Genomic DNA, 12,671 nt, shown 5'->3' with positions numbered 1-12,671 from the left:
TAAGGACTTACTTTTTTTTATGCATAGCACCGCGTACCTTGCTTAAAAACTCCGGTGACACGCCCAGGTAGCGGGCGATCTGATGTTGTGGTACACGTTGTACTATTTCCGGGTACTTTTCTGTAAAAGCGATATACCGCTGCTCAGCGGTCTGCGATACGAGGCTATGGAAGCGGCGTTGCAAGGAAAACAGGGAACGCTGTACCAGCAAACGAAACAGCCTTTCGAACTTGGGGACTTTCTCAAATAAAGCCGTCTTACTTTTATAATCGATCATCAGCAACTCTGAATCCTCCAGTGTTTCAATAAACATATTCGAGGGGGTTTGATCTGTAAAGCTATACAAATCACTTACCCACCAGTTTTCTATGGCGAAGGATAGAATGGTTTCTGTGCCATCCTCACTCAGGAAATAGGTTCTTACACAGCCTTTCACGATGAAGGCTTCAAAATCGCATACCTCCCCTTCCTGTAGCAGGAAAGTGCGTTTACGGATACGTTTTAATTTTAGCAGCGAATGAAAATAGGCACGCTCTTCCGGCGTGAGCTGGATACACTTATCGGCGAATTGATCTATTTGCTCGTACATAGGGGTAAAGATAATATCAATTCTGCTTTTGAGGCAAACATTTATGGTACCTATACCCTGCGCCAGCCTGATGAAACCCTATGGGCATCCGGAATCATTGAGCCTGTGATTCGCGATAAAATATCTTCCCTAAAATAGATACATAGGTAGATTTTAATATAGCCTGCCCTGTGATCATATGTGGGCCATTAGCCAACACTTCCTCCATCTTTCCATCCACGGGCATGATGCGGAGCCGGCATTCCTTTATGTTCAATGGCTCTATTGCCGAAAGATAGCCTGCATACCGTGCCGCAGACTGGTAGCCATTGGCATCTGTTAACAAAATAACCCGGTCGCCGGCGATGTTGTGTGCTGCTATGACACTGCTTACCGTCAATGTGATACCTGATTTTCCAATACTACCTGCTACAGAGAAGGGGATCTTTGTATACACCGGTTGCCTAACCAGTAGCAGCAATGTTAATGGCAACAGGAAAAAAGCACCCAGTAATAAAATAGTCCAGCGATTAATCCAACCGGGGAATGGCTTCGAAAAGCCCGTTGTTGTTGCCTTCGACAGATTTGTGACTGATGCTTCCGCACTTTGCGGAGGATAATTAGTATGAATAACGGTACTTTTCATATTTCTGTTTGTAAAACATCCCTGGCCCCCAGTTCTACCTGGTTTTTCACCAGCGAATAATAACTGCCTTCTGATGCCATTAACTCGTAGTGCGTACCTGATTCTACAATTTTCCCCTGCTCCAGTACAATGATCTGGTCAGCATTTCTGACCGTACTTAAACGGTGAGCTACAATCACCACGGTACGTCCTTTGAAAAAATGCTGCAGATTTTGCATGATAATAAATTCATTTTTGGCATCTAATGAATTGGTTGCTTCGTCAAAAAATATCAGCCGGGGATTCTTGTAAATTGCCCTGGCAATTAGTATCCTTTGCTTTTGGCCATGACTGATGCCAAATCCTTCCTGTCCTATCCTCGTATTATATTGAAGCGGCAATGACATAATAAATTCGTAAATATTGGCCGCTACCGCTGCGTTTAAAAGTCGCTCCGGGTCGGGTTCCCGCTGAAGTGTAATATTATAGGCAATGGAATCCGAGAATATAAAACTATCCTGTAACACAGCTCCGCACTGGCTTCTCCAGCAAGCATTCCGTACATCCTGCAACGGAACATCGCCTACCTTAATCTGTCCCGAAAAATGCGTGTAATATTTCAGCAATAACCTGATTAAAGTGGTTTTTCCACTGCCACTCAACCCAACAATTGCCGTAATCCTATTTTCGGGTATATGAACATTGATGCCCCGGAGCACCTCTACTCCTTCTGTATAACTGAAACGCACGTCCGTTAATTCAAGAGAATGTGCTTCCGGTAGTGTCTCCAGTTTATACGCGCCGGCCACTTCCTCTTCCCCATGCTGATGTACCTCTGCCAGACGGCTCATACTAATCCTTGCCATCTGGGCCGACAGGATAAAATTGATCAGTTGTGTAACAGGCGCATTTAGCTGGCCTGTAATAAATAACACAGACATCATGGTACCCAGCGTCATTTCATGGTGCAAAGCTGCCAGCGCCGAGAAAAATACAATGAGGATGATCTGCAGATAGCCAATGAAACGCGTTCCTCCTTGTTCTACCTGGTTAGTCCTCAGCTTTGCGAGGCTCACACCGAAAAGAGAAGATTGTATTTCCTGCCATTCATTCTTCTTCTCTTCTTCCAGGTTGTTGAACTTTATCTCCTGCATACCAGTAATGATTTCCAGGACTTTGCTATTATCTTTTGCCAGTAATGCAAAAGATTCATAGTCCAACAATTTCAGTTTCCCGAGAAAGAAAAAAATCCACGAAAGTTGAAGTATGGTTCCGCTAACGAAAATGAAAAAAACGGGCAGGCTGAAATAAAGCAGGATACCGGCAAATACCAGCAGGGTGAAAATAGAGAACAGGCTCTTGACCAATGTATCCGTGATAAATTGTTCAATACGCTTATGATCGTTAATACGCTGGGTAAGATCTCCAATGATCTTTGAGTCGAAAAAGCCCACCGGCAGCCGCATTAACTTCGCCAGGAAATCGGATATAATCAATACATTGATCCTGGTGCTCAGATGCATGAACACCCAGGTTCGCATAAACTCAATCCCTGTAGCGCTCAGATACAATACCAACTGGATCGCCAGGATGGCGTATATAAAAGCGCTGTCTGAATAACCAATCCCTTTATCCACGATAGATTGTGTCAGGAAGGGCACCAGTAGCTGGATCAAACTTCCCAGGAACAACCCGAATAAGATTTGCAGTATATTGAGCCGGTAGCTTTTCAGGTAACCAGTAATAAATGGCAGTACGGTGCCAGCCTTAGCTTCCAGCTTTGCATCTGCATGAAAGAACTCCGCGGCAGGCTCCAGCAGCAACACTACGCCCGTATTATCTTCTTCTTCCCTGGATATCCAGCCATCCATAAACCTGGCATGGGAGAGTTTTAATTTTCCTTTTCCGGGATCCGCAATAAAAACATGCGTTGCAGTAATCCTGTAGATCACTACAAAGTGATTCTCTTCCCAATGTACAATAGCTGGCAACGGCGCATTGGAAGCCAGCTTAGAGAAGGTGGTTTGTACACTCAGTGATCTGAAGCCCAATTCAACTGACTTGTTGGATAAACTTTCCAACGACATCCCCTGCCTCGTTAATGCGGTAGTTCCTTTAATTTGTTGCAGGCTTACCGGGCGGCCATAAAAATGGCAAACCATCGCCAGACAAGCAGGTCCGCAATCGGCATGATCATGCTGTTGTATAAAATGAAATTTATCGAACCACAAAGTACGTTTGTTTAATAGTTACTACCCTTCCAATACAATTTTCTTTGCGGCCAGTACCGCATCCACTGTTTCATCCGGCAAACGGATGTCATACTTTTTCCGGATATCATCCAGGTTCAGTGTAGCAAAACCGTTGGTTACAAACTGTAATCTTTTCTTTATCCATTCCTGGTTATACAGGTTATTTTCCCGGGCATACCGCCAGAGATTCCAGATCCCAAACCATACAAACACGGCCTGAAAGTAGCTCCGGATACTCAAACGGTTACCTGACCAGTTGGAAGGCACGCTTATACCTATACGATGAGCATCTGCAACACCAGGCATCCAGGGTCCATGTTCTTCCAGCATATACAATACGGAATGAATAGCTTCATGAACAAACATTTCCGCAATAGGTTCTGCACTCACTACATCCGGATTCATCACGTGCGTTCTGCCAATATAGTAGCCATCTGAACCCGATATGAATGGTTTTTTTCCGTTAGGGTTCTGCTGCTTTTTTACCATGAGTACATTATTGAACAGGCAAATCAACTCATGAAAATTGCTGTTATCTGCCAACGGCAACACCGCATCTTCCAGGTGGGTAAAGATTTGCTCTGCTTCTTCTATGCTATACAGGTCAAATAATGTATGCTGTCCTTCCTGAATTTCTTCAGCAGACAATCCCAGGCAGCAGGGGCTAAAAAAATCTATCGGTACACGCCCGGCTACGCGGGGCGCTTCATATGTTTCGTAGTTTCCGGTATCCTCTTCAGAAGAGATGAGAAAATCACCGTTGGCAGACCAGATACGGCTACCCAGGGCGCTATCATACTTACCCGTTTTCTTTGCCAGGTGGGCCGATAAAGTAAGCAGAAAGAAATCATCTGCGCCGGCCAGTTGCTCATGGTCAAATAACAACCGGTGAGATACTTCCGGTTGCAGCAGGTATTCCACCAGGTTGGGGTCATTCAGCTGACTGGCCAACTGCCTCGTATCATCGGCGCGATATAAATTTGCACCCGCCATCAACGCCTCAAAATTCCTCTTTAAAATAGTAGTAAAAATGGATAACACATTCTTATAAAACGGCAGGTTATCACCTTTATTAAATTGAAAAGGAGTTAATACGGTATATATTCCGCTATCATTATATGTGCCGACCATATCAGTAAATTTTATATCATTAATAGCAGGTCAATATGCTTCCAGTTCTTCAGCAAACCGGGATCCTTCACCGCCGGTTGCTGCTTCTTCCAGTATTTGCAATGCCTCCTCATAGGTGAGCATTGTTACACCGGCTTCCTCCAGCAAGTCCTGGGGCAACTGGCTGATCACCCTGTTCTGAATATGTATGATCAACTTCAGCAAATCATTGCAATAAACTGAAGGATTATTAAAACCATTGGCAGAACTGTAGCGATGTGGCAGGTATCCGCCTCCACAGATTTCACTTACAGGGCAGGCAGCACACTTTGCGCAGATCTTCGTATGACTTAACTGATACAGGTTTGCCAGGGGCGTATTCAGGGCCTCCGTTAATTCATGGGACAAAACGTTGGCATTGTTTTTCGTAAATCCTTCTCCACAGATTTTCAATACATCCAGCGGTTCTATACTGCCATCTGTTTCTATCACCAATACTTCATTATTAGCCGTACCCACCAATTCAGACACTACTTCCCTTCCTAAAATGACATGTATAATTTTCCGGAAATATTGAATGGTCAACCGGCTTTTATCATCAAAAAACCAGGCATCGAAAAGCCGGATCATCCAGTCGGCATAAGGCGTATCACCTGAAAAAGGGCTTCCAGCAGCCGGAGCGGGCGGTAGTTTATCAAAATTAGAATCCGGTAAAAGAAAACTGATATTGTTCACACCAATTTCTTTAAAATGCGTATAAATATCGAGGGGATCTGCATCTATATTAACAACGGATAAAACGCCTGGCTGACTGTTTTTGACGGTGTATTGCTGCGCCAATTTCAGTCCTGCAATAATTTGACGATAGGACCCTCTGCCTGCATGATCAATTCTATATTGATCATTGGCTTCGGGAGTTCCATCCAGGCTCACACCTATCTGAACGCCCCAGGTGTCGAAAAACTCACACCATTCACGGGTCAGTAATGTACCATTCGTTTGCACCAGGTAGGTAATTGTTGCCACACCGGCTAACATGGCATTTGCTTTACTGATAAACCGGATAAAGAATTCTTTCCCTGCCAACAATGGTTCCCCTCCATGAAAAGCGAAATTAAATGACGCTACCCCGTATTGCTGACAATGATTCCTTACTCTCTCCAGCAGTGACTCCACCACTTTATCACTCATCACTTTTGGTTGATTCCTGTAGGTACTGTCACCCATGTTATACATATAGCAGTAGGTGCAGTTAAGATTACATCTGCTGGCTACTTTCAGTACGAGCGTATTACATTTCAGCATTGTCATAAGGTTAAATTCAATATGAGGTTATTAGAGGGATAAGAAATAAAAGCCCCAGGAAAATTCCTTACGGGCTTTTATTGTAATCAGGCTATTATTAAATAGAAGCTGGTTCTTCAACAGCGCTTCTGCTATAGCTCTGAGAATAAGTTCCTTTAGAGTGAGAAGGAACATTACCTCCGAAATAAGATTTAGCTACTTTCTTAACTGTTTCGTTTTTGAAAGCATCGATAGATTTGGCGATCAGTTGCGCCTGATTTGCGTTGAATTTAATTTTCTTTTCCATTTTTTGTAGGATTTAATTAGTTGAAAAAATGCAATTTGAGGCCTCAGAAATGTTCTCACAATTTAGACGAACACATGCTACAAGTCAATAGCAGTAAATGATCTAACTGAAGCCTCTCTTAGCAGAATTCTGCTAACAAGCATTTTGATGAACACGATTTCTCCACTGCATCACATAAGCTACTAACTGACGGTTACTTTGAAGATTCAATTTATTCCTGATCCGTGTTTTGTGATTATTAATGGTATTAATGCTTAAAAAAAGCTCCCTGGCAATTTCACCGGTACTCTTACCTTTCATTACCAGGTTAAGTATTCTGTTCTCCTGTTTCGTGAGGCTGTTATCAGAAAAATCTTTTGCGCTGACACTTTCTATCCGTGATAATTTTTCACGAATATCCCCGCTCATAAAGCGGTAACCTTCATTCAGCAGTTCAAAACATTGCATCAGTTCTTTCAGCGAACAATTGGGAGAAAGATATCCGCTGATATCAAAATGAATGAGAAAATCAAGCTTGAAGTCGTCCGGCTGAATCCGGATCAGGCAATGCGTACGGGGAGAGGTCTTCTTGATGATCCTGGCTACCTCCAAACCGTCTATTCCATCATCTTCCAGGTCTATTAATGCATAATGGTAAACCATTTTCGTCAATTCTCTTCTCACCTCCCCAACGGCGGGAGAAGTTACTGTAACACGGGCCAACCCTTTCTCCATAAGATATTCAGTAAAAATACCGGCATAAGACGCGCCATTCTTCGCAATAATAATACAGTGCATAGCATTAAGGGTTTAACGGTTAATTTCAGATACTTTGGGTTTATCATCGTTGTGCTCTAAATAATCCGGGCCTAACAAAGTGGGTTCCGCGTTAATTGGTGGCGCGTTTTTTTTCGTCCTCATTGGATGTTTTTCTGCTACGTGTAGCGGCAATCTTTTTATTTCCTATTTTATAATTAAAGTTAAGTGTTACAGCGCGCGTATCTGTTTTCTCCCTGAATCCGTTCCGTTGGTTTTCGTAATCAACGTCAATCCTGGAAAAATTACTATAGAAAATATCAGCTACTGAAAGCTGAACACTTCCTTTTCCGCCCCATAACATTTTTCGTACACCAAAGCTAACATCATAGTTAGCGGCTATCCGGTAAATTCCCTGTATACCAGGCGATGCATACCAGGTAGTAATTTCTCCCTTCCAGCCCGCCTTCCGGGAAATTGTAAATGCCTGCGTGAGATTTACATAGGCAAACCAGGTGCTGTAGTTATATTTACTATCCAGGAAACCTGATTTTTCCTTTTTATAAGAAGCTTGTAAAAAAGCATTTATTTCCCACCAGCTGAAAGGGGTATAAGGAATGGTGGCATGCATGCCGGTTTCAAGACTTTGGTTGAGATTCCGCTGTGTATCATAAAAAATATGTTGGGTATTGTCCTGTATAGATATATTACTGAAATAGTCTCTTGTATCGTTATAAAAAAGCGTAATGCTGATATGTTTTTTGAAGGAATATCCTAATTCTATTTCGTTAACAAACGCCGGCCTCAGGTATGGATTCCCTTCCAGGTAGGTATATGGGCTGGTGTAATACCTGAATGGATTTAACCGCCAGTAATCCGGCCGGTTTATCCGCCTGCCGTAGTATGCATTCACCTCATGCTTATCATTGATGGCATAGGTAATAAAAACAGTAGGAAATAGCTTGAAATAATTACGTTCATTCAACAGGTCTTTTGTGACCAGGTAACCGGTTGTCCACGTATACTCTCCTCTAAGGCCGGTTTCTACAGATAGCTTACCAATAGCACCCTGCATATTCACATATAACGCGAGGTTTTTCTCGGTATAGTGAAACTCACTGCTTTTCAGGGTATCATAGTGGGGGATGTTGTTGTCCAGGTTATAAAAACGAAGATCACTTTTGTTAAATGTCCGGTTATACTTAATGCCTGTTTCAAAACGCCAGTCTTTATTCCACTGCTGCGAATAATCTATGCGGCCGGATAAAATGCTGATATCCTGTAGTGACCGGGTATTGTTAACCTCCCTGTACACAGGCCTGCTGCTTTCCGGTTTATAGGAGGCAAAATCTATATCCTGGTTTTTCCGGTTGCGAAAAGGGGAAATATCAACGTCCACATTAATTGTTTTCGTTCCGCCGGTATCCAGCGATCCGCTGTAGTTAAAGTTAACAGACTGCTGGTTGATGGTACTGCCGGTAGTATTGTGTGTGGTGAGCAATGAATCTATCCCCTTAATATCGGGTTGATAAACATCCGTTCGTATGTTTATCGGCCGCTCCCTGTTGCCGGTGGCTCCATCGAGCATAAAGCCTACTACATGGCGGCTATTCACAGCGAAATCAGCTCCCAGTTTATAGGCCACCGTTTCTCCGCGTCGCTGCCCCTCTTTCACTCCTTTCCAATATGAATAGCTGTCCGGCAATCCAAAAACAATGTAATTATCCTCCCGGTAATCTTTCCTGCTGATGTTTCCAGCCAGGCCTCCATACACATTCCACTTCCCTTTCCGGTAGTTGAAATTACTTCCCAGGCGCCCTCCTGTAAGGGCCGATTGTGTAATACCGCCTGAAATCACTGCATTGAGACCACCCGCCAATATTTTCTTTGTGACAATATTAATCACCGCTCCCCCCTGTGCGTCGTAAGATGCAGGAGGATTTACAATCACTTCTATTCGCTGTATATTATCGGCATTTTGCCCCTGCAGGAAGGAGACCAGGTCTTCCCCGGATAAGCGTAGTATCCTGTTATTTATATAAATCACGGCTCCTTTGCCCATAGCAGTAACATTCCCGCCGGTGGTAGTTCTTACCCCCGGCGCCTTTGCCAGGGCCTCCCAGGCAGATCCTCCGCTGGCCATGATACTATTGGGAACATTAAATATAATACGGTCCAGTTTCCGCTCTATTAGTGGCTTTGATCCTGAAATGCTAACTGCAGAAAGCTGGCGGCTCTCTTGCTCCATTACAACCAGTAAGTCGGCGGGAGCCGGTATCGTTACACTGGTAGTGTATATTTTATATCCAATCAGGCTGACTTCCAACTGGTACTTTCCTGCAGGAAGCGATAACAAAAAAGTGCCATCCTGCTCAGATAACCGGGTAGCTATTATCTGAACACTGTCTCGAACGCTGATGCTGGCTAAGGATAACGGCTGTTCCCCACATAACACCCTTCCTTTCACATTGTGCTGCGCACAAAGCATAAAAGGGTACACCAGGGAGAATAGGATAGCAAGGGCTTTCAGCATTCCGCTTAATTTCTTCGAACCTATTATTTTTAAATCTTAAGGGGTGTTAAGATTTGTTAAATAGAGTTAAGTATACAGCTCCCTGAATGATGAAAATTTACTATTTTTAAGGACGAAGCAGATCAGACGTGTTAACCCGGATATACCGACAGGTCCATTGCCCGATCTATCTCAACGATTTTTAAATACCCTGTTTTACCTGCGATAATATGCGCCTTTATCAACCAAAGTACATTTATCATTTCGTAGCGATTTGTATGCTATTATGCTGTACGTTCCAGGCTCTATGGATTCACACTACTTTTCATTCCCAGAAAAAACAATTGAAACAACAACTGGAGAACATTGTAAACGAGGCGTCATTAATATCTATATATCAATCGCTGGGAGGCAGTAATATTGCCAACGAAAGCTTTCGGCAATTCCTACTTTCGCCGCAATGGGGGCAGCTTAGAAATGCCTTTGATAATAGTAAAATCGGAGGCCTAAGAAGTAGTTTCGACTACGATATTACTCCCGACTCCATAGAATTCAGTCTCCGGTTCAAGTTGAAGTCGCACCAGGAGCCGGCATCCAATAAACGGGAAAACTTCCAGGAGCAGGCGTTCCAGAGCCCACAGGATGTGGAGTCACTCCATTTCATGGATTCCCTGATACGGGAAAAGCTGAGCGCTACGGCTAACATTTCCTCTTCCACCTATGCTTTATACAGTTATGGAAAGGATACATTGCTACCTGGCTACCCGCAAAACAATCCGGTTAAAAACGCTGATTTCCGGAGCAATAGTTATTCATACAACTTACATCATTTCGCCAAATACCGGCTCTTCATCCCTTCTCTCAGCATGCCGGTCTGGTATCTGCTCAGGTATTTCCTGCTTTCCAATCTCATTACAACGCTTATCATTTCCTTTGCATTTTACTTCCTGCTTCGCTTCATCCGCCTGCAGCAGCTATTTTCACAGGAACGACTCGGTTTTATCAGTAATATGACCCATGAATTTAAAACACCCGTTGCCACGATATCCGTTGCACTGGAGTCTATTGTTAAATATAAAATGGAAAATAACCCGGAACAGCTCTATGAGTATATACATATGAGCCAGATGGAGTTAGAACGGCTTAACTTCATGATAGAAAAAATATTAAACCTAAAGCCGGAGGAGGGAACTGCACTTACACTTCACATTGAGCCTGTTGATCTGCCACTGTTGATACAGCATGTGATCAATTCTTTAGCGCTCTTACGCCAGAAAAAAAAGGCGACTATTCATTTCGACCCCTGTCAGCAACCCATCATAGTAATGGGCGACCGCATACACCTGGGGAATGTATTCGTAAATGTACTGGATAATGCACTTAAATATACCGAAGAGGCGCCGCAGATCCATATCACCTGCAAAACAAAAGATAGCCGCGTGGTGATATCTGTAAAAGATAATGGAATTGGTATTGCCCCCATCTACCATAAAAAAATATTTGAACGATTCTTCCGGATACCTGACTTCGACGTCCATAACACCAAGGGAAGCGGCCTGGGCTTACATTATGTGAAGGAGATATTACAACAACACGGGGCTACTATTAAGGTACAAAGCAATAAAGGATACGGAAGCACATTTATCATTCAATTCCCGCTGTATGAGGAAATATAAAATAATGTATGCAGAAGACGAACCATTTCTGGCTAAAATTGTCTGCGACGGATTAAAAACAGGCGGTTATGACGTATTGCATATAGACAGTGGCGCGGTCTTTTTTGAGCAATTTACCGCCTGGCAGCCTGATCTTTGCTTACTGGATGTAATGCTGCCAGGAATTAATGGATATGACCTGGCGGGACAGGTAAGAGGCCTGACGAAAGAAATCCCTATTATCTTCCTTAGTGCCAAAGTACAAACGGAAGATATTGTGAAAGGGTTCAGGCATGGAGGAAATGATTATCTCAGAAAGCCCTTCAGCATCGATGAGCTTTTAATCAGGATTGATGCCCTGCTGACGAGATTCAACAACAATGAGGTTACCTCCAAAAGGGAGATCTATCATTTCGGAGCCTGTACGCTGGATACCACACATCAAACACTGATCACTTCCACCAACAGGTTCATCCTCTCTTACAAGGAAACCATCCTGCTGGAGATCCTGGTACTGAATGTTAACCAGATTGTGGAACGCAGTGTACTGCTGCAGAAGATCTGGGGCAATGATGACTATTATACTTCACGTAGCATGGATGTTCATCTCACACAAATCAGGAAACGACTTTCTGCTGAGAAAAATATCAGTATCATGAACCTGAGAGGCATTGGTTATAAACTGCTATTATCTGCAGGATAGGAAATAGTTTATTGGTGGCGATCAGTTCCCGGTAAAGGGAAAATCGCCACCATCATTATAAGTAGGAATAAATACATGCATCGGGGCCCATTCATACAGGATCAGCTACCAGGTCATTGCAAGGCAACGTTACCAGGATATTCCGCCGCATCAGCGTGATCCTTATCAAAATTTTCCGGGTTCCTTTGAACTCTACAATTTCTCCGTAAAGCCCGGTCATTATACCGTCTTTGATCAACACCTGTTTTCCCGGCCGGAAATAAGCATCGGATACCTCTATATCCTGGTCATTTCCTTCTGCCAGTAATAAACGGATATTATGGATCACGGTTTCGCTTACTTTCGCTACTTTATCTCCCGACCGCACATAGTAAAGCGTCCCATTGATGCTTAATGCCCTGTAATATTCATCCAGGTCATTTACATAAATGAAAATATACGACGGAAAAAGTGGTGCGTCAATATTTCTCTTCCTGTCCTTGTATACGCGGAGTGTCTTCAGTGTAGGTAAAAAAAACACAATATTTGCCTGCGATAACTGGACAGCAACTTTCTTCTCATGTCTTGGCCTGGTATAAATAACATACCATCCGGAAATGGGGGTGTTCATACGGAAAAGTTTCAAATAACAGTTTTGTAGATAATAGTTAACAAAGATGTACAGATACCTGTCGGGTCTAAATAACAGCGTAATGAGATACTGCTGCTATAGATGAGATACAGCGGTCGACAATGTGAGTGGTTTCCGGCACATTCTTTAAAATTTCAACTCATTAAAAGCAACATTGGGTTAATTATACGAGCCACATATAATTCAACACAAGGTTTTTGGATAGCATTAACAGTTCTTCATAAATAGTAAGAGGGTCGTTTTTCTGAGGGTTTATATTTTAAATGTTAAAACATACTTCAAGTATTGT

General features: G+C 43.1%; 11 protein-coding genes. 2 read left to right on the top strand and 9 right to left on the bottom strand.

The genetic code is table 11. The features are described 5' to 3' along the window. Positions 1-7: 7 nt before the first annotated feature. The 8 genes from J7623_RS27670 to J7623_RS27635 all read right to left on the bottom strand — a co-directional run bounded on the left by J7623_RS27670 (position 8) and on the right by J7623_RS27635 (position 9,414). Positions 8-589 carry a Crp/Fnr family transcriptional regulator gene (locus tag J7623_RS27670; RefSeq protein WP_291927225.1) on the bottom strand — a complete coding sequence of 194 codons (582 nt, stop codon included), beginning with the start codon at positions 587-589 and terminating at the stop codon, positions 8-10. A gap of 94 nt (positions 590-683) precedes the next feature. Further along, on the bottom strand, positions 684-1,214 hold the full coding sequence (locus J7623_RS27665; protein ID WP_291927224.1) for a hypothetical protein: 531 nt from the start codon (positions 1,212-1,214) through the stop codon (positions 684-686). Continuing rightward, positions 1,211-3,424 carry a peptidase domain-containing ABC transporter gene (locus J7623_RS27660; protein ID WP_291927222.1) on the bottom strand — a complete coding sequence of 738 codons (2,214 nt, stop codon included), beginning with the start codon at positions 3,422-3,424 and terminating at the stop codon, positions 1,211-1,213. Before J7623_RS27660 ends, J7623_RS27665 begins: the two co-directional genes overlap by 4 nt. 21 nt (positions 3,425-3,445) lie before the next feature. Continuing rightward, the gene (locus J7623_RS27655) at positions 3,446-4,576 is read right to left on the bottom strand and encodes a hypothetical protein (RefSeq protein WP_291927220.1); all 1,131 of its coding nucleotides are present in this window, start codon (positions 4,574-4,576) and stop codon (positions 3,446-3,448) included. A gap of 30 nt (positions 4,577-4,606) precedes the next feature. After that, entirely contained in the window at positions 4,607-5,860 is a 1,254-nt protein-coding gene (locus J7623_RS27650; protein ID WP_291927218.1) for a radical SAM protein, read from the bottom strand. A gap of 97 nt (positions 5,861-5,957) precedes the next feature. Then, the gene (locus tag J7623_RS27645) at positions 5,958-6,146 is read right to left on the bottom strand and encodes a hypothetical protein (protein WP_291927217.1); all 189 of its coding nucleotides are present in this window, start codon (positions 6,144-6,146) and stop codon (positions 5,958-5,960) included. 132 nt (positions 6,147-6,278) lie between these two features. Continuing rightward, positions 6,279-6,923 carry a response regulator transcription factor gene (locus J7623_RS27640; protein WP_291927215.1) on the bottom strand — a complete coding sequence of 215 codons (645 nt, stop codon included), beginning with the start codon at positions 6,921-6,923 and terminating at the stop codon, positions 6,279-6,281. Positions 6,924-7,014: 91 nt separating this feature from the next. After that, on the bottom strand, positions 7,015-9,414 hold the full coding sequence (locus J7623_RS27635; protein ID WP_291927213.1) for an outer membrane beta-barrel protein: 2,400 nt from the start codon (positions 9,412-9,414) through the stop codon (positions 7,015-7,017). 323 nt (positions 9,415-9,737) lie between these two features. Between J7623_RS27635 and J7623_RS27630 the strand changes: the two genes are divergently transcribed. Both J7623_RS27630 and J7623_RS27625 read left to right on the top strand, forming a co-directional pair. Next, entirely contained in the window at positions 9,738-11,069 is a 1,332-nt protein-coding gene (locus J7623_RS27630) for a HAMP domain-containing sensor histidine kinase (RefSeq protein WP_291927210.1), read from the top strand. Continuing rightward, positions 11,056-11,751, top strand: coding sequence for a response regulator transcription factor (locus J7623_RS27625; RefSeq protein ID WP_291927208.1), 696 nt, complete (start codon positions 11,056-11,058; stop codon positions 11,749-11,751). Before J7623_RS27630 ends, J7623_RS27625 begins: the two co-directional genes overlap by 14 nt. Before the next feature lie 91 nt (positions 11,752-11,842). On the opposite strand, the gene J7623_RS27620 is transcribed toward J7623_RS27625, so the two are convergent. Further along, positions 11,843-12,361 carry a UpxY family transcription antiterminator gene (locus J7623_RS27620; protein WP_291927206.1) on the bottom strand — a complete coding sequence of 173 codons (519 nt, stop codon included), beginning with the start codon at positions 12,359-12,361 and terminating at the stop codon, positions 11,843-11,845. Positions 12,362-12,671: the final 310 nt, after the last annotated feature.

It is taken from the genome of Chitinophaga sp., assembly GCF_017745275.1.
Lineage (GTDB): Bacteria > Bacteroidota > Bacteroidia > Chitinophagales > Chitinophagaceae > Chitinophaga.
Note: the sequence above shows the minus strand (reverse complement) of the source record. Positions and strands in the feature narration are given on the sequence as shown.

What these genes read in the sequence shown, in the direction of transcription:
- J7623_RS27670 (WP_291927225.1), bottom strand. Translation starts at nt 589, where the DNA reads ATGTACGAGCAAATAGATCAATTCGCCGATAAGTGTATCCAGCTCACG.
- J7623_RS27665 (WP_291927224.1), bottom strand. Translation starts at nt 1,214, where the DNA reads ATGAAAAGTACCGTTATTCATACTAATTATCCTCCGCAAAGTGCGGAA.
- J7623_RS27655 (WP_291927220.1), bottom strand. Translation starts at nt 4,576, where the DNA reads ATGGTCGGCACATATAATGATAGCGGAATATATACCGTATTAACTCCT.
- J7623_RS27650 (WP_291927218.1), bottom strand. Translation starts at nt 5,860, where the DNA reads ATGCTGAAATGTAATACGCTCGTACTGAAAGTAGCCAGCAGATGTAAT.
- J7623_RS27645 (WP_291927217.1), bottom strand. Translation starts at nt 6,146, where the DNA reads ATGGAAAAGAAAATTAAATTCAACGCAAATCAGGCGCAACTGATCGCC.
- J7623_RS27640 (WP_291927215.1), bottom strand. Translation starts at nt 6,923, where the DNA reads ATGCACTGTATTATTATTGCGAAGAATGGCGCGTCTTATGCCGGTATT.
- J7623_RS27635 (WP_291927213.1), bottom strand. Translation starts at nt 9,414, where the DNA reads ATGCTGAAAGCCCTTGCTATCCTATTCTCCCTGGTGTACCCTTTTATG.
- J7623_RS27625 (WP_291927208.1), top strand. Translation starts at nt 11,056, where the DNA reads ATGAGGAAATATAAAATAATGTATGCAGAAGACGAACCATTTCTGGCT.
- J7623_RS27620 (WP_291927206.1), bottom strand. Translation starts at nt 12,361, where the DNA reads ATGAACACCCCCATTTCCGGATGGTATGTTATTTATACCAGGCCAAGA.